Source organism: Bifidobacterium callitrichos DSM 23973 (assembly GCF_000741175.1).
Lineage (GTDB): Bacteria > Actinomycetota > Actinomycetes > Actinomycetales > Bifidobacteriaceae > Bifidobacterium > Bifidobacterium callitrichos.
This window is the reverse complement of record NZ_JGYS01000005.1, coordinates 112,265-127,884: the sequence shown is the minus strand read 5'-3', so window position 1 is coordinate 127,884 and position 15,620 is coordinate 112,265. Positions and strand designations below refer to the sequence as shown.

General features: G+C 65.9%; 14 protein-coding genes and 1 other RNA gene. 14 read left to right on the top strand and 1 reads right to left on the bottom strand.

Annotated elements, in window-relative coordinates:
* Positions 1–65: 65 nt before the first annotated feature.
* The 14 genes from rsmH to BCAL_RS03685 all read left to right on the top strand — a co-directional run bounded on the left by rsmH (position 66) and on the right by BCAL_RS03685 (position 14,966).
* Entirely contained in the window at positions 66–1,130 is a 1,065-nt protein-coding gene (gene rsmH / locus BCAL_RS03745) for a 16S rRNA (cytosine(1402)-N(4))-methyltransferase RsmH (protein ID WP_043165472.1), read from the top strand.
* Positions 1,131–1,133: 3 nt separating this feature from the next.
* Positions 1,134–1,586, top strand: a complete 453-nt coding sequence (ftsL, locus tag BCAL_RS03740) for a cell division protein FtsL (RefSeq protein WP_043165297.1) — start codon at positions 1,134–1,136, stop codon at positions 1,584–1,586.
* Positions 1,587–3,410, top strand: a complete 1,824-nt coding sequence (locus BCAL_RS03735) for a peptidoglycan D,D-transpeptidase FtsI family protein (RefSeq protein ID WP_081887224.1) — start codon at positions 1,587–1,589, stop codon at positions 3,408–3,410.
* A 28-nt stretch (positions 3,411–3,438) separates the two neighbouring features.
* On the top strand, positions 3,439–4,326 hold the full coding sequence (locus BCAL_RS03730; RefSeq protein WP_043165296.1) for a hypothetical protein: 888 nt from the start codon (positions 3,439–3,441) through the stop codon (positions 4,324–4,326).
* Between the two features lie 61 nt (positions 4,327–4,387).
* Positions 4,388–5,902: a UDP-N-acetylmuramoyl-tripeptide--D-alanyl-D-alanine ligase gene (locus tag BCAL_RS03725; RefSeq protein ID WP_043165294.1), complete on the top strand. Its 1,515-nt coding sequence runs from the start codon at positions 4,388–4,390 to the stop codon at positions 5,900–5,902.
* Between the two features lie 102 nt (positions 5,903–6,004).
* On the top strand, positions 6,005–7,111 hold the full coding sequence (gene mraY, locus BCAL_RS03720; protein ID WP_043165292.1) for a phospho-N-acetylmuramoyl-pentapeptide-transferase: 1,107 nt from the start codon (positions 6,005–6,007) through the stop codon (positions 7,109–7,111).
* Positions 7,112–7,220: 109 nt separating this feature from the next.
* The gene (gene murD / locus BCAL_RS03715) at positions 7,221–8,702 is read left to right on the top strand and encodes a UDP-N-acetylmuramoyl-L-alanine--D-glutamate ligase (protein WP_140444374.1); all 1,482 of its coding nucleotides are present in this window, start codon (positions 7,221–7,223) and stop codon (positions 8,700–8,702) included.
* Positions 8,689–9,897, top strand: a complete 1,209-nt coding sequence (locus BCAL_RS03710; RefSeq protein WP_081887223.1) for a peptidoglycan glycosyltransferase FtsW — start codon at positions 8,689–8,691, stop codon at positions 9,895–9,897. Before murD ends, BCAL_RS03710 begins: the two co-directional genes overlap by 14 nt.
* A 44-nt stretch (positions 9,898–9,941) precedes the next feature.
* Positions 9,942–11,099 (top strand): UDP-N-acetylglucosamine--N-acetylmuramyl-(pentapeptide) pyrophosphoryl-undecaprenol N-acetylglucosamine transferase, encoded by a 1,158-nt coding sequence (locus BCAL_RS03705; RefSeq protein WP_043165288.1) that lies wholly within the window; start codon positions 9,942–9,944, stop codon positions 11,097–11,099.
* A gap of 95 nt (positions 11,100–11,194) precedes the next feature.
* Complete coding sequence (murC, locus tag BCAL_RS03700) at positions 11,195–12,733, top strand: UDP-N-acetylmuramate--L-alanine ligase (RefSeq protein ID WP_043165286.1); 1,539 nt, start codon at positions 11,195–11,197, stop codon at positions 12,731–12,733.
* Complete coding sequence (locus BCAL_RS03695; RefSeq protein ID WP_043165284.1) at positions 12,733–13,707, top strand: cell division protein FtsQ/DivIB; 975 nt, start codon at positions 12,733–12,735, stop codon at positions 13,705–13,707. The genes murC and BCAL_RS03695 overlap by 1 nt, the downstream gene beginning before the upstream one ends.
* 122 nt (positions 13,708–13,829) lie before the next feature.
* Positions 13,830–14,226: a transfer-messenger RNA gene (gene ssrA, locus BCAL_RS12620) on the top strand.
* Positions 14,227–14,369: 143 nt separating this feature from the next.
* On the top strand, positions 14,370–14,723 hold the full coding sequence (locus BCAL_RS12150; protein ID WP_052119080.1) for an ImmA/IrrE family metallo-endopeptidase: 354 nt from the start codon (positions 14,370–14,372) through the stop codon (positions 14,721–14,723).
* Between the two features lie 6 nt (positions 14,724–14,729).
* Positions 14,730–14,966 (top strand): hypothetical protein, encoded by a 237-nt coding sequence (locus BCAL_RS03685; protein ID WP_043165283.1) that lies wholly within the window; start codon positions 14,730–14,732, stop codon positions 14,964–14,966.
* Between the two features lie 232 nt (positions 14,967–15,198).
* On the opposite strand, the gene BCAL_RS03680 is transcribed toward BCAL_RS03685, so the two are convergent.
* Positions 15,199–15,606, bottom strand: a complete 408-nt coding sequence (locus tag BCAL_RS03680; protein WP_193786785.1) for an ImmA/IrrE family metallo-endopeptidase — start codon at positions 15,604–15,606, stop codon at positions 15,199–15,201.
* Positions 15,607–15,620: the final 14 nt, after the last annotated feature.

The window sequence follows — 15,620 nt, the reverse complement described above, 5'->3', positions numbered from 1 at the left end:
CGGAGCCGCGAGAACCGCGCGAACCGAATGGACCAACGAAGACGAACGAACGGAAAGACGACGATATGACCGAGACGCAGGAGCGAGATCTGGCGGCGATCCACCGTCCCGTGCTGCTGGAGGACTGCGTGCGACTCGTCACCGGCGGCCTGAAGGCCACTGCCGGGCGTGACGGGCGCGACGCGCATCCCACGATCGTGGACTGCACGCTGGGACTCGCCGGACACGCCACGGCATTCCTCAAGGCCGTGCCCGAGGCCCGACTGGTCGGCATCGACCGCGATGCCGAGGCGTTGGGACTGGCCGCCGAGCGCATGCGGCGAGAGGGACTGGCCGACCGGTTCATCCCCGTGCACGCCGCCTTCGACGAATTCACCGAGGCGCTCGACGAGCACGGCATCGGCCGCGTGGACGCCGCGTTCATGGATCTGGGTCTGTCGAGCCTGCAGATCGACGAGACCGATCGAGGCTTCTCCTATTCGCACGATGCGCCGCTCGACATGCGCATGGACGTCAGCCAGCCGCTGACCGCCGAACGGGTGCTCGCCGAATACGACGAACGCAGCCTGACGCGCATCTTCAGGACCTACGGCGAGGAGAAGTTCTCCCGCCAGATCGCGCACGAGATCGTCATGCGCCGTACCGAAAGCCCCCTGACCACCTCAGCCGAGCTCAACGCGCTTGTGGACGAGGTCGTCCCCAAGGCGCACCGGCCGGCGGGCAACCCCGCCAAGCGCGTGTTCCAGGCGCTGCGTATCGAGGTCAACGGCGAACTGGACAAGCTCGCCCGCACCCTGCCGCAGATCGCACTGCGACTGCGCGGCCACGGGCGCATCGTCGTCGAGTCCTACCACTCGCTGGAGGACAAGACCGTCAAGACGTTCATGAACGACGGGCTCGTCGCCGACGTGCCGCCGAACATGCCGGTGGTGCCTCCCGAGGCGCGGCCGTTCTTCAGGGAGCTCACGCGCGGGGCGATCAAGGCCGATGAGGAGGAGATCGCCTCGAACCCGCGATCGGCGTCCGTACGCCTGCGCGCGGTGGAGCTCGTCAGACCGATACCACGCCGTTTCATCGAACGGTACGAGACAACAAGCACATCCGACCGCCAGTATGGGGAGAGGAACTAGATCATGGCAGCCACAGCACGTTCCCTGCGTTCCAACGCGGTGCCGGCCTCGCGTCGGCCCGAGCCCGCGGCGAAGCCCGCATCGCGACCCGAACTGCGCGTCGTCAACGGAGGACGCACGGACAAGGACGATCTCGCCGCAGGCTTCAGCCGGTTCATGGAGTGGGTGCGCACCCGCTCCGCCCCGACCGTGCACATCATCGTGGCCGTGGTCTTCCTCGCCTCCACCCTCATCGGCGCGCTGATGCTGCGCACGCAGATGGTGCAGAACGCGTTCGAGGTGTCGGCGATCGAGACGTCGATCAGCCGTCTGACCCAGGACGTCCAGGACGATCAGGCCAAGCTTGACCAGCTGCAGGCATCCCTGCCGCAGAAGGCCAGCGACATGGGCATGGTTCCGCAGTCCAGTTCCGTATCCATCGATCTCAACGGCTACAAGTCCACGGAGGGTAAGTAAATGGCACGAAGGGAGCCCTTCTACAAGGGGTTCATGCGCAGGCATGGACTGGACTCCTTCATGTTCCGCTGCCTCGTCATCGGCATGGTGCTCGCCGTGGTGGCGGGCTCGTGCCTGCTCCAGCTCGCCCGCGTGCAGCTGCTGCAGGGGCGCGCCACCGCGCAGGCGGCCACCGATATGCGCACCAGCAGGATCACGATCCGCTCCAACCGCGGCAGGATCACCGACACCAACGGCACGGTGCTCGCCCAGAGCGTCGAGCGCTACAACATCATCGGCATCCCCGACGCCGCCACCGCGTTCACGCCGGTGGCGTGCGGATCCAAGCAGGCCAAGACGCTCGGATACTGCCATCAGGTCAACGGCAAGCCGGTCGGCGCCACGGGCGCGGCCGCCGTGGCGCGTCTGCTCGCCCCGATCCTCAAGGTCGACGCGCTCGAACTGGGGGCCAAGCTCAACGGCGACGGCAAGTACCTCATCATCAAGAAGGACGTCACCCCCGCCGTCAAGCGCAAGATCGACAAGCTGGGACTCGCCGGCATCGTCTACGGCGAGCTGAGCAGCGAACGCGTCTACGCCGAGAACACGCTGCTCGGATCCCTGCTCGGAGGCGTCAACGACGAGGGTGAGGGCGCGGCCGGACTGGAAAGCGCCCTCAACGAGACGCTCAAGGGCACCGACGGCTACACCGTGTACCAGCGCGGCCTCGGCGGCGAGGTCATCCCCGGCACCGTCACCGAATCGAAGGACGCGGTCGACGGCAAGGACGTGAGTCTGACCATCGACGCCGATGTCGACTGGTACGTCAAGAAGGTCCTGACCGAGGGGGTCGCGAGCTTCCACGCCAAGTGGGGCGTCGCCGTGGTCGAGGACTGCCGCACCGGCGAGATCATCGCCCTGGAGGACAGCGACCAGATCCAGGCTGGCTCCGACCAGGCCAAGCTCAACGCCTCCCGTGCGGTCACGCAGACCTTCGAGCCCGGATCGGTGGGCAAGGTGCCCGCGATGGCCGCGATCCTGCAGAACGGTGCGCACAAGATCGACGACAAGTTCACCGTCCCCTACGAGATCGACTGGAACGGACAGAAGTTCCACGACTCCCACGAGCACGGCAGCGAGCATTGGACGCTCGCCGGCATCCTGAGGAACTCGTCGAACGTCGGCATGGTCATGGCCGCCAAGAACGTGACGCCCCAGCAGCGCCATGAGATGCTCACCAAATTCGGCATCGGACAGCCCACCGGGCTCGATCTGCCCGGCGAGACGAACGGCATCCTCGCATCCCCCTCCGCCTGGGACGGGCGCACCAAGGACACCGTCCTGTTCGGCCAGGGATACACCGTCAACCCCCTGCAGCTGACGCGAGCCATCTCCGTCATCGCCAATGACGGCGTCATCCGCAAGCAGTCGATCATCAAGTCGATCACCGACGCGGACGGGCACGTCACCGACAAGGTGCACAACGAGGCCACGCGCGTCATCGACGAGCAGTACGCCAAACAGCTGAGGAACGCTATGGAGTCGGTCGGCGAGGAGTACAAGGCCACCGCCGGCGTCAATGGCTACCGCGTCGCCGCGAAGACCGGCACCGCCGAGGTCGCGGGAGCCGACGGACGGCTCACCTCGATCATCGCCGACTTCGTCGGCATCCTGCCCGCCGACAATCCGCGCTATGTCGTCACCGTCGTCATGCAGGATCCCGACGGCACGTACGGCGGTCTCACCTCCGGCGCATTGTTCGCCAAGATTGGTGAATTCCTTATGCAGAAGTACGAAGTGCCCACCTCGTCTCCGCGCACGGATGCTATTGCAGTGGATTGGTGAAAAGCGGCGCAATGATGAAAGGGACACTATGAGTGCAGTCAATGAGTCGATCATGCAGCGCATGACCCTCGGGCACCTCGTCGAGCATTACGGGTGGGAACTGGTGCCGCCGTTCGCCGGACACGTCACCGTCACCTCGCTCGCCGACGATCTCGACTCGATCGAGCCAGGCGCGCTCTTCCACCCCGGCCACGACATGAGCATGGACGCGCTGCGCCGGGCGCGCAGGGCAGGCGCCTACGCCGCGATCGTGCCGACATCCGAACGCGACACCCTGTCCGATCCGGACATGCCGCTGCTGTTCGCCGACCCGACGCCCGAGGAGGTGGGCACGCTCGCCTCTCAGATGGCCGGCAATCCGTCGAACACGCTCGCAATCTTCGCCGTCAGCGCCGCCAGCCCACAGGAAGGGGTGGCCACCGTCGACAAGCTCGCCCGGTTCCTGCACATGCTGGGCAATCCGGTGGGCACGATCAGCGTCGGGGGATCGTACTCCCTCGAACGTCCTCTCGAACTGGACTATCCGCTCGGCATCATCGATCTGCAGCGCGCCCTCGCCATCTGCGCGGAGGACGGCGCCGCCGCCGTGGTCATCGCGCTGAACGATCTGACCGTCCGCGCCCACGCGCTCGAAGCGGTGAACGTCGACGTGCTCGGCTCGTCGCTTCCGGCGCCAGCGAACGCGGACCGGGCGATGATCGAACGCATGCAGGGGGAGTACGGCTTCCGCGCCGACGAGCAGATGCGCGTGACCAGTCCCACCGAGGAGTCGAACACGCTCGCCCAATACGCCAGCGAAGGCGATGACGCTGCCGAGCGCTCGCGTCTGTCGCTCGCCATAGCGATGGTGCTCGCCGCGGGCGTGCGTCGCAACAACATCAGGAACGCGCTGCGCGTGGCCGGCGATCTGCAGTAGCACGACGCAGCAACAGACGGAACAACAACACACAACCGAGGAGAGGAATTTGTCCAGCACGATGATGCCGATGACCATCACGGAGATCGCCGAAGCCGTCGGAGGAACGGTCACGGCCCCGTTCGCCGGCGAGCACGCGGGCGGGGTGCCCGAAGGCGAGGTCGCCCGTTCGGCGACCAGCGATTCCCGTCTGGTGGGCGAAGGCGGTGTGTTCGTCGCCATCAAGGGCGAACGCGTGGACGGCCACGACTACGTGGCGGGACTGGGCGCCAAGGGCGCCGCCGCCGCGATCGTCGACCACGCCATGTCCGATGCGGACGTCACCCAGATCGTCGTCGACGACACCGTCGAGGCGCTCGGCGCGCTCGCCCGACACAACATCGAACGCCGTCGCGCGGACGCCGGCAAGCCCTTCACGCTCGTGGCGCTGACCGGCTCGGTCGGCAAGACCACCACCAAGGACCTCCTCAAGTCGCTGCTGTCGACGCTCGACGAGACCGTCGCCCCCGTCGGCTCGTTCAACAACGAGATCGGCCTGCCCCTGACGGCCCTGACCGTGAACGCCGACACCCGCTACTTCGTCGCCGAAATGGGCGCGAACCACGTCGGCGAGATCGCACGCCTGACCACCATCGCCCCGCCGGACATCGCCATCGTGCTCAAGGTCGGCGTGGCTCATCTGGGCGAGTTCGGCTCCGTCGAACGCATCGCGCAGGCCAAGTCCGAAATCGTGCGGGGCCTGCTGCCGTCCGGCACCGCGGTGCTCAACGCCGACGACGCGCACGTCGCCGCGATGCGATCCATCGCCCCCGCCGACGTCGTGTGGTTCGGCATCGACCCGGCGCACGCCGACGAGGACGCGCTCACCGTCCGCGAGCTGACGACCGACGACATGGATCACCCGTCGTTCACCCTCGTCGCCGCCAACGGCGATACCGCGGCCGTGCGTCTGGCCATCCCCGGCGCGCACAATGCGATGAACGCGCTCGCCGCCTCCACCGTGGCGCACATGCTCGGCATGCCGCTGGACGACATCGCCCGCGTGCTCGGCGAGCAGCGCCGCATCAGCCCGCACCGCATGGCCGTCTCCACCGTCGAGCGCGATGGCGCGGTCTTCACGCTCATCGACGACTCGTTCAACGCGAACCCCGATTCGATGCGCGCCGGCCTCGACGGGCTCGCCCGCTGGGGTGCGGGCCGAAAGACGCAGCCCTACCGCGTGGCGGTGCTCGGCGCGATGCTGGAACTCGGCGGCGACGAGCAGGGTCTTCATCGATCGATCGGCGCCTACGCGGCCGAACTCGGCCTCGACCGAATCGTCGCCGTCGGCTCCGCCACGGACGCCGAGTTCGACGCACTCGCCGGAGCGCTGGCGGAGGGAGCCCGCACGGCGATCGCCTCTAGGGAAGGGAACGCCGCGGTGGACTGGGTCCACGACGCCGATGAGGCCGATCGACTCGTCACGTCCGTCGCGTCCGAGCATCCGGGAACCGTGGCCCTGCTCAAGGGATCCCACGCCTCGGGTCTGAGCGCGCTGGCCGAACGATGGGCGCCGGCTGACCCGGCTCGCCACTAGGCTGGTATCGGATAATCGGCCGTCGGGTATCGCCGAGAAACGAACGAAGACCTTCGGGCGTGGCCCGGGAACTATAGGGAATAGGGAAGAGGAAGACCCCAAGTGATTGCGCTGATCATAGGAATGCTGGTGACGCTGGTCGTCACGCTCGTCGGAACCCCGATGCTCATCCGCCTGGTGCATCGTCTCCACTACGGCCAGTACATCCGTCAAGACGGACCGAAGTCGCATCAGGTCAAGCGAGGCACGCCGACCCTCGGCGGCGTGGTCATCAACCTCGCCATCCTTCTGGGGTGGGCGTCCTCGGCCCTCTACCGCTACCTGCACATGGGAGACGTGCCCTCGTGGTCGGCGGTGCTCGTGCTCTTCGCGATGATCTCGATGGGTCTGCTCGGCTTCATCGACGACTTCGCCAAGGTGCGCAAGAAGCAAAGCGAGGGGCTGACGGTCCGCGGCAAGTTCATCGGCCAGTTCATCTTCGCGACCATCTACGCGGTGCTCGCCCTCATCATCCCCACCAAGAGCGGCTTCCCGAGCGCGCAGGCGGGCATGAGCTTCATCGAACGCCCGTTCTTCAGCTTCGAGTTCGCGGGCCGGGTCGTCGCCATCATCCTGTTCGTCGTCTGGGTCAACTTCCTGATGACCGCGTGGACGAACGCCGTGAACCTGACCGACGGTCTGGACGGTCTCGCGGCCGGATCCTCGATGATCGCGTTCACCGGATACGGCGTCATCGCCTTCTGGGAGAGCTACCATCTCAAGGGCGCCGGCCACTCCGGCTATGCGTATGCCGTCTCCGACCCGCTCGACCTGACCATCATCGCCGTGTGCGCGGCCGTGGCCTGCATCGGCTTCCTGTGGTACAACACCAATCCGGCCACGATCTTCATGGGGGACACTGGCTCGCTCGCGCTCGGCGGTCTGTTCGCGGCGCTTTCGATCGCCACGCACACCGAGTTCCTCGCCGTCATCCTCGGCGGACTGTACGTGATCGAGGCGATGAGCGACGTCATCCAGGTCGGCTACTTCAAGGCCACGCACAAGCGCGTCTTCAAGATGGCTCCCATCCACCATCACTTCGAACTGTGCGGTTGGCAGGAGTCCAAGGTCGTGGTCCGCTTCTGGATGATCGAGCTCATGTTCGTGCTCATCGCCCTGGTGATCTTCTACGGCGACTGGGTGACCCGTTCCGGACTGCTGTTCGGCTGAGTTCGGCTAAGTCCTGCTGAATCAGGCTGAGTTCGGTTCGGCTGACGGAACGACTCGCAACAAACGAAACACACGGCTGGGATAATGCCGTGACGATCGACAACGATCAATGCAAGCACATGCAGGGGGCAAGACCATCATGGATATCAAAGGCAAGACGGTAGTCATCGCGGGACTGGGAGTGTCCGGCACGTCGCTGGCCGAAGTGCTTAAGGAGCAGGGCGCACGGGTCATCGGCGTCGACGAGCGCAAGCCCACCGCCGACCTCGACTCCTTCGACAAGGTGAACTGGGACGAGGTCGACTATGTCATGTCGTCCCCGGTGTTCAATCCGCGCACCCCGTTCATCCTCGAGGCGCAGCGGCGCGGCATCCCCGTGATGAGCGAGGTTGAGTTCGCGTGGCGTCTGCGCGTCGATTCGGTTCGCACCGGCCGTCCGGCGCCGTGGATCGGCATCACCGGCACCAACGGCAAGACCTCCACCACGGAGATGACCTCGGTCATGCTCACCGCATGCGGGTACGACGCCCCCACCGCGGGCAACATCGCCTCCGGCAACATGGCGATGTCGCTGTCTCGCTGCGCCACGAACCCGAAGCACGACGTACTGTGCGTCGAACTGAGCTCCTTCCAGCTGCACTTCACCGATTCGTTGGAGCTCGCCTGCGCCGCCATCACCAACATCGCCGACGACCACCTCGACTGGCACGGCGGCCGCGAGAACTATGCGGCGGACAAGGCCAAGGTGTTCCACGGCGTCACGCGGGCCCTTGTCTACAACGCGGACGACCCGCTCGTTACCGAGAAGGCCCATGAGGCAGAACCGGCCGAAGGCTGCCGCAGGGTCGGCTTCACGCTCCACGAGCCCGAGTCCGGCCAGATCGGCGTCGCCGACGGATGGATCGTCGACAGGAGCGGCGTGGCCGGGGGAGAGGTCGGCGAAAGCGTACGCCTCGCACAGGTCGCGGAGTTCACGCATCTGATGGAGCCGGACGGCACGATCTACCCGCACCTGCTCGCCGACGCGCTGACCGCGCTCGCACTGGTGCTCGGCTTCGGCGCGGACAGGCAGCAGGCGCTCGACGCCCTGAAGACCTTCCACCCGGGCGGCCACCGTATCGTCACCGTCGCCACGAGCACGCCGGACGTCTCCGGACGCTCCATCCGCTTCGTTGACGACTCCAAGGCCACCAACGCCCACGCCGCCAACGCCTCCCTGTCCAGCTTCGCCGACGGCTCGGTGGTGTGGATCGCCGGAGGCCTCGCCAAGGGCAGCCGGTTCGAGCATCTCGTCGCCGATCGCAAGCGCACCATCAAGGCCGCCGTGATCATCGGCCGCGATCAGCAGCCGATGATCGACGCGTTCGCCGCCTCTGCGCCGGACACGCCGCTGACGGTCATCAACCCCGATCCGAACGACGACGTGATGGCTCGTGCGGTCGAGGCCGCGGGACGTTACGCCGAACCCGGCGACGTGGTGCTCATGGCCCCTGCCTGCGCGTCGATGGACCAGTTCGTCTCCTACGCCGATCGCGGCGTCAAGTTCACCGAAGCCGCCAAGCGATGGGTGAAGACGTATGACGGACGCTGAACGTCCCGGCCGGTCCGGTCGCCGACCACCGGGATCGCAGCCGCAGAGCCTGTTCAATCCGCTGTGGTGCTACCACGGGTTCCGCATGTCGGTGCTGGGATTGAGCGTCTTCGGCGTGATCATGGTGTTCTCCAGCTCCGCCGTATCGGCCGCCTCGTCCGGTAAATCCCCCTTCCTCGGCTCGCTGAGTCAGGCGGCGTTCTGCATCGTCGGCCTGATCGTCGGGTTCATTCTCTCGTTCGTGCCGATCAGGTTCTATCGCAGGTTCGGCATCGTCGCCCTGGGCGGCGCCATGGCTCTGCAGCTGCTGACCTTCACCGGTCTCGGCGTCAGCCAGTACGGCAACACCGGATGGATCCGCGTCGGCGGCAGCTTCACCATCCAGCCGGCCGAGTTCATCAAGTTCGCCCTGTGCATATGGTTGCCCTCGGCTCTGATCGTCGCCAAGCGGCGCTACGACCGGGCGAGGACCGTCAAGGAGCAGGTCAAGGCGTACGGCGTGGTCGGTGGCGTGTACGGCCTGTCCCTGCTGCTCGTGCTCGGAGGCAAGGATCTCGGCACCGCGATGATCCTGCTGTTCATCGGCATCGTCGCCTTCCTCATCTCCGGATTCCCGGGCAAATGGATGGCGATGCTCGTCGTCGCCATGTCGGTGCTGGTGGTGGCGTTGATCGCCTCCAGCCCCAATCGCCGTCAGCGCATCCTCGCCGCCTACACGGAGTGCTCCGCGGCCGACGCGCAGCAGATCTGCTATCAGTCGATGCACGCCCGCTACGCGATCGCCTCCGGAGGATTCCTGGGACTGGGCTTGGGCAACTCGCGCGAGAAATGGAACTACCTGCCGGCCGCGCACAACGACTTCATCTTCGCGATCATCGGTGAGGAGACCGGATTCCTCGGCTGCGCGATGGTGATCCTCATCTTCGTGATCCTCGGCTGGTGCCTGCTGTTCAGTGCCCTGCAGCTCAAGGACCGCTACAGTTCGATGGTGCTCATGTGCATCCTCGTGTGGCTCGTCGGCCAGGCGATGGTCAACATCGGCGTCGTCGTCGGCATCTTCCCGGTGTTCGGCGTGCCGATGCCGTTCATCTCCGCCGGCGGCTCGTCGATGATCATGTGTCTGGCCATCTCCGGCGTCGCCATGCGCTTCATGCGCCAGCAGCCGCAGATCAAGGCGGACATCTCCAAGCTGTGAGTCATGGCCGCGAGGACGTGGCGGGGCGACTATGCTCGTAGAGCATGAAGCACATCGTCCTCGCCGGCGGCGGTACCGCCGGCCATGTCAACCCGTTGCTGTCCGTCGCCGCCGCGATCGGCCGACTCGAACCGGACGCCAAGGTCAGCGTCATCGGCACTGCGGTCGGACTCGAGAAGGATCTGGTCCCCGCCGCGGGATTCGAGCTCGACACCATCGAGAAGGTGCCCTTCCCGAGACGCCCCAACCTGTACATGCTCAAGTTCCCGGGCAAGTGGGCGGCCGAGACCCGCAAGGTCCGCACCATCCTCGAGGAGCGCGAGGCCGACGTCGTCGCCGGATTCGGCGGCTACGCCTCCGCGCCCGTGTACGCCACGGCCCACAGGATGGGTCTGCCGATCGTCATCCACGAGCAGAACGCGCGGGCCGGCATGGCCAACAAGCTGGGCAGCCGCTGGGCCGAGTTCATCGGCACCGTCTACGACGGCACCGGTTTGAAGCCCGCCTCGGACGGTTCGATCGAACGCGTCGGACTGCCGCTGCGCCCCGCCATCGCCGATCTGGTGACGAAGCTCGAAACCGACCGCGCCGCCGCGCGCGCCGAGGCCGCCGCCGAACTCGGCGTCGACCCGAACCGTCCGCTCGTGCTCGTCACCGGCGGATCGCTGGGCGCGGTCAGCCTCAACCGGGCCGTGGCCGCGGCCTCCGCCGATCTGCTCAAGGTCGCGCAGGTCGTGCACCTGACCGGCAGGGGCAAGTCGGACGAGGTCCGCAGCCTCGTCGACGTCAATGCCGGCGCCGAACATCTGACGGGTCTTGGCGCGGACGATGCCGGCAGAGGCGACTACCACGTCGCCGAATATCTTGAACGCATCGATCTGGCCTTCGCCTGCGCCGATCTGGTCGTATGCCGCTCCGGCGCCGGAACCGTGGCCGAACTGACAGCGCTCGGCCTGCCCGCGGTCTACGTGCCGCTGCCCATTGGCAACGGCGAACAGCGGTTCAACGCCCAGCCGGTCGTCGAGGCGCACGGCGGCATCATGGTCGCCGACAAGGATCTGACGCCCACATGGGTGCGTGAGGAGGTCACCACACTGCTCGACGATCCGGAGCAGCTGCACGACATGGGCGCGCACGCCTGGCAGTACGGCATCCGCGACGCGGCCGAGACGATGGCCAGGCGCATCCTCGACTTCGCCTGAGCCGGCTGGCGTCGCCCGCCGGCGCATTCGTCGTCTGTCATCGCATACGACATAATGATTGAAGATCTGACTTGTACCACAAGGAGTACGTTTCCGTGACCGCAGACACCACTTCGTCCATCATCCTCGATCCAGAGCACGCCGCATTCGCCGCCGACGAAACCACCGATGCGCTTGGATCCACCCATTTCATCGGCATCGGAGGGGCCGGCATGTCGGTGCTCGCCGAGATGCTGCACGAACGTGGCGTCGTCGTGACCGGCTCCGACCGGGAGCGCAGCGCCAAGACGGACCGTCTCGAGGAGCTGGGCATCAGCGTCGCCTTCGGACAGCGCGCGCAGAACGTGGAGGGTGCGGATACCATCGTCTATTCGAGCGCCATCAAGCCCGACAATCCAGAGATCGTCGCCGCGCACGAGGCCGGCAAGCGCATCGTGCACCGCAGCGACATCCTCGCGCTGCTCATGCACGGTCGCCGCGCGGTCACCGTGGCCGGAGCGCACGGCAAGACCACCACCAGCTCGATGATCGCCCACATGCTCGAACGCTGCGGCGCCGACCCCAGCTATGCGATCGGCGGATCCATCCAGGGCGAGGACGGGTCGGTCATCGACGGCGGACACGTCGGCGGGGGAGCGGCGCTCATCGCCGAGGCCGACGAATCCGACGGCAGCTTCGAGAAGTACCGTCCCGAGATCGCCGTCATCACCAACTGCGAGGCCGATCACCTCGACCACTACGGCGACGAGGCGCACTACCGCGCCGCGTTCGTCGAACACGCCGGCCATGCCACCGGACATGTGATCATCTGCGCCGACGATCCGAACGCGCTCGCCGTGCTGCTCGCGCTCGACCCGTCCGTCGCCTCCCACGCCATCGCCTATGGCACGACGGCACCCGATGCGGCCGAACTCAAGGGGCTGAACGGTGCGGCGTACGTGCATGTCGAATCGGAGAGCGAATCCGCCGGCTCCGGCGCCGAACGCTTCACCCTGCATCTTCCCGCGTCCGTCACCGGCGGCGGCGACGTCGAGCAGCCTGTCTCGCTCGAAGTACCGGGACTGCATAACGCGCGCAACGCGGCGGCCGCGATCAGCGCCGCTGTGCTGCTGGGCGTCGCCCCGGCGGATGCCGCCGCCGCCATCGCGTCGTTCCGCGGGGCCGTGCGTCGCTTCCAGGTCAAGGGCGTGGTCAAGCAGGTCACGGTCGTCGACGACTACGCGCACCATCCCACCGAGATCGCCGCGCTGCTCGACGCCGCACGCCGCCGCTACCCGCACAGCGTGATCCGCGTGCTGTTCCAGCCGCACCTGTTCAGCCGTACGAAGTTCTTCGCCCGCGAGTTCGCCGAGGCCCTTGCCAAGGCCGACGACGTGATCGTCACCGGCATCTTCCCGGCCCGCGAGAAGCAGGCCGATTTCCCGGGAGTCGGGCCGGTGACCATCGTGCGCGAGGCTCAGGGCATGTCCGGCGTGGAGTTCCGGGCCGTCGACGACATGGAGCTCGCCGCCCGGATGATGGCGATGCGCGCCCATCACGGCGACGTCATCTTCACCGTCGGCGCCGGTGACATCACCGATATGAGCGAGGTGATCCTCCACGCGCTCGAGGCGCATCGCGAAAGCTGCGACTGATGGCGGGACGCGTCGTCAGCTCCGGCGCGGATCCCGGCGGTGATCGACGCCGCAAACCGCGCAAGGCGATCTCCGGATCCACCCCCGACCCCTCCCGTTCCAAGCCGGGGGACTTCGTCGACGCCCGGCGTCTGAGCAGCGAGGATCTCGTCGCCAAGACGCTTGAGGAGAACTCCGGCACTCTGGGGCTCGCCATCAGACCCAAGGTCGTCGACTTCACGGCACGCGCCAAGGAGCGCAAGCGCGCCGGCATGAGGGTCACCGTCCTGCGCATCGGCGTCGCGGTGCTGTCCATCGTGCTCGTCGCCGCACTGGGATGGCTGCTGTTCCTCTCCCCGGTGCTGCGGCTCGACCCGGCACAGGTCACGGTCTCCGGCGCCAACGAATGGGTGAGTGAAAGCGACATCCGCAATATCGTCAACGAACAGGCCGGGCGCTCCCTCGTACTGGTCAACACCGGCGACATGACCGAACGTATGTCGGCGATCCCGGGCGTCACCAGTGCGACGGCGTCGAAGCGATGGCCGCACGGTCTCGCCGTGAACGTCGAATCGCAGCGTCCGGCCGCGATGCTCAAGGCCTCGGGCGGCGACTCGATGACCGCCGTCGATTCGAAGGCCCGAGTGCTTAATTCCGTCGCCGGCGCGTCGGCCGACGGCATCCCCGTGATCGAGGTGAAGAGCGTGTCCTCCGGCCTCAACAACCGGGCCGTCAAGGAGGCGCTCAAGGTGCTCGACTCGCTGCCCGAGTCGATGCGCAACGCGATCACCAAGGTGACCGCGAGCACGCAGGACTCCGTCACCGTCGAGCTCGACATGGGCAAGGACAAGGGCAAGTACAAGATCGTGTGGGGTGACTCCTCGCAGATGAAGCTCAAGAAGGCGGTCGTCGACAAGATCCTGTCCGATCCCAAGGTGATCGGCGACAAGACCGAGGTGGACGTCTCCGCCCCGCTGCGGCCGGTGCTGCGCTAGTGGGTTTGTTCGCCGACGGCATGATCCATGCCGTCGCGGCATACGCCGACTTGCGCCGAAGCGCATATCGGTTGTATGCTGAATTGTCCGCCTGAATGGGCGGGGCTTGATAATTCAAGATTGGGGATGATCGGTTTCGACGGTGACCTGTTCGTCGCAGGGAAGCGTGCCGAGAACGCCGGGTCCACTCGTGGATGCCCCCGGCAAAAGAATAAGTGCTAAATCTAACCGCACTGAGTTCGCTCTCGCTGCCTGAGCTTCGCGCCAGGATTAACCAGTGAGCAGCCGCTCCGTTCACTCCTTCTCGTCTTCGGAGGGAAGCTGAGCGTCGTTTAGGAGACTTGCTGATGTAGCCGAGCCACAGGGCTGCATCGGGACTTGTACTGCGGATATGCTCGCCAACAGTCGTCTGCGACATCGTTGGGGGCAGAAAAACCGCCGCACGGCCAGCAGACTACGCACGTAGAAGACTGAGGGTACGGTCACCGGACCGGGGTTCAATTCCCCGCATCTCCACTGACGGAAAGCGCCACTCCAAACGGGGGGCGCTTTTTCGTTGGAATACCAACGATTTCGAACCGTTTCCGATACTTCTGCAGCGCTCGCCGACATGCCGTTTCGAACGGTTTTCGATGGGTTTCGGGGGTAGGATGTGGTAAACGATGTGGCAGAAAAGACCGAACGAACCGGCACGGTCCTATGTCGAGACGTCCGAATCCGAGACCAGACGCAGGTTCACCCTGGCCCATGAGCTGGGTCATTACGTCGAACGGGTGGACGTGTCTGACGACAATGACTTCTCTTTCGTGGAAAGGCGCGAGCCTAGCCGATATGACCTATATGAGTTCTACGCCGACGAATTCGCCGGAGCACTGCTCATGCCTGAGTGGCAGTTTCTCGGCATGCTCGACGAGGGGCGTAGCTTCATAGACATCGCCGCCCGGTTCGGGGTGTCCCTCGATGCGGCGCGCAAGCGTCGCGAGCGGCTCAAAAAGAACCCTCCGACAAGGGAATGACGATCCGTGGCAGATGAAGACGAACCCAATGACCGTTATCTCGACATGGGGATCGACGCCTTGGGCGGCAGGGCCGGTGACGAGACCGCTGCGGGATCGCTCCCGGACGATGAATCGGACCGTTACGAGCAGGACGCACCGGATCGTTCGGAGATAAAGGACGACGCCGAGGACATGCGCCCCGACAGCAGTCTCCCGACCGTCAAAGGCGACGCGAAGATGTTCGCGTTCGTCACCGGGTGACACCCGTTCATGCGGTTCTTCTACCACGTCTCCCAGATGCTGTACAGCCAGTATTCTCCTGAAGACCGGGCCATACGAGCTTGCGAGACGCCACCGTATGATGTTCTGGTTCTGCTGGTGTGCCGACAACACGGTCATAGCGCTCGGCGTCATTACCATTTTCCTCGTGCTGGGAGTCGCGGCATATAAGGCGTTCTTCTGACGTCCCATCGCGTTCGTGTCCCCGGCCCCGTCACCGCCCCCGTTCGTTCAGCCATTCGCGGTAGTCGAGGACGATCTGCACGGTGACGTTGAGCTCGTCGGCCATCAGCCACGGATCCCCCTCGTACATGGTCTCGGCGCTCGCGTACTCCTGTTCGTCGATGAGGAGGCGGGCGGTGACGATGCGGCACCGGTGTTCGCGCTGGTGTCCTCTGTCCCCGTAGGCGTGGTGGACGAGCTCGTGGACGAGGGTGCACCGTTTGCGCGTGTAGGTCATGGTCCGGTCGATGACGATGGTGTCGTGCAGCAGGTCGTACACGCCGTGGAGATCACCGGCAAGGATGGCGCTGCCGACGGTCAGGCCGGGAGCGACCTCATAGAGGAGCATGCGCATCGGCCCGTAGTTCAGATGCGCCGACACCGGCAGAACAGCCACCATGTCGAATCACCCAA

Coding starts and splice junctions, on each gene's coding strand:
- ftsL (WP_043165297.1), top strand. CDS start 1,134: ATGGCAGCCACAGCACGTTCCCTGCGTTCCAACGCGGTGCCGGCCTCG.
- BCAL_RS03695 (WP_043165284.1), top strand. CDS start 12,733: ATGGCGGGACGCGTCGTCAGCTCCGGCGCGGATCCCGGCGGTGATCGA.
- BCAL_RS03705 (WP_043165288.1), top strand. CDS start 9,942: ATGAAGCACATCGTCCTCGCCGGCGGCGGTACCGCCGGCCATGTCAAC.
- BCAL_RS03710 (WP_081887223.1), top strand. CDS start 8,689: ATGACGGACGCTGAACGTCCCGGCCGGTCCGGTCGCCGACCACCGGGA.
- BCAL_RS03680 (WP_193786785.1), bottom strand. CDS start 15,606: ATGGTGGCTGTTCTGCCGGTGTCGGCGCATCTGAACTACGGGCCGATG.
- BCAL_RS03725 (WP_043165294.1), top strand. CDS start 4,388: ATGATGCCGATGACCATCACGGAGATCGCCGAAGCCGTCGGAGGAACG.
- murD (WP_140444374.1), top strand. CDS start 7,221: ATGCAAGCACATGCAGGGGGCAAGACCATCATGGATATCAAAGGCAAG.
- rsmH (WP_043165472.1), top strand. CDS start 66: ATGACCGAGACGCAGGAGCGAGATCTGGCGGCGATCCACCGTCCCGTG.
- BCAL_RS12150 (WP_052119080.1), top strand. CDS start 14,370: ATGTGGCAGAAAAGACCGAACGAACCGGCACGGTCCTATGTCGAGACG.
- BCAL_RS03735 (WP_081887224.1), top strand. CDS start 1,587: ATGGCACGAAGGGAGCCCTTCTACAAGGGGTTCATGCGCAGGCATGGA.
- BCAL_RS03730 (WP_043165296.1), top strand. CDS start 3,439: ATGAGTGCAGTCAATGAGTCGATCATGCAGCGCATGACCCTCGGGCAC.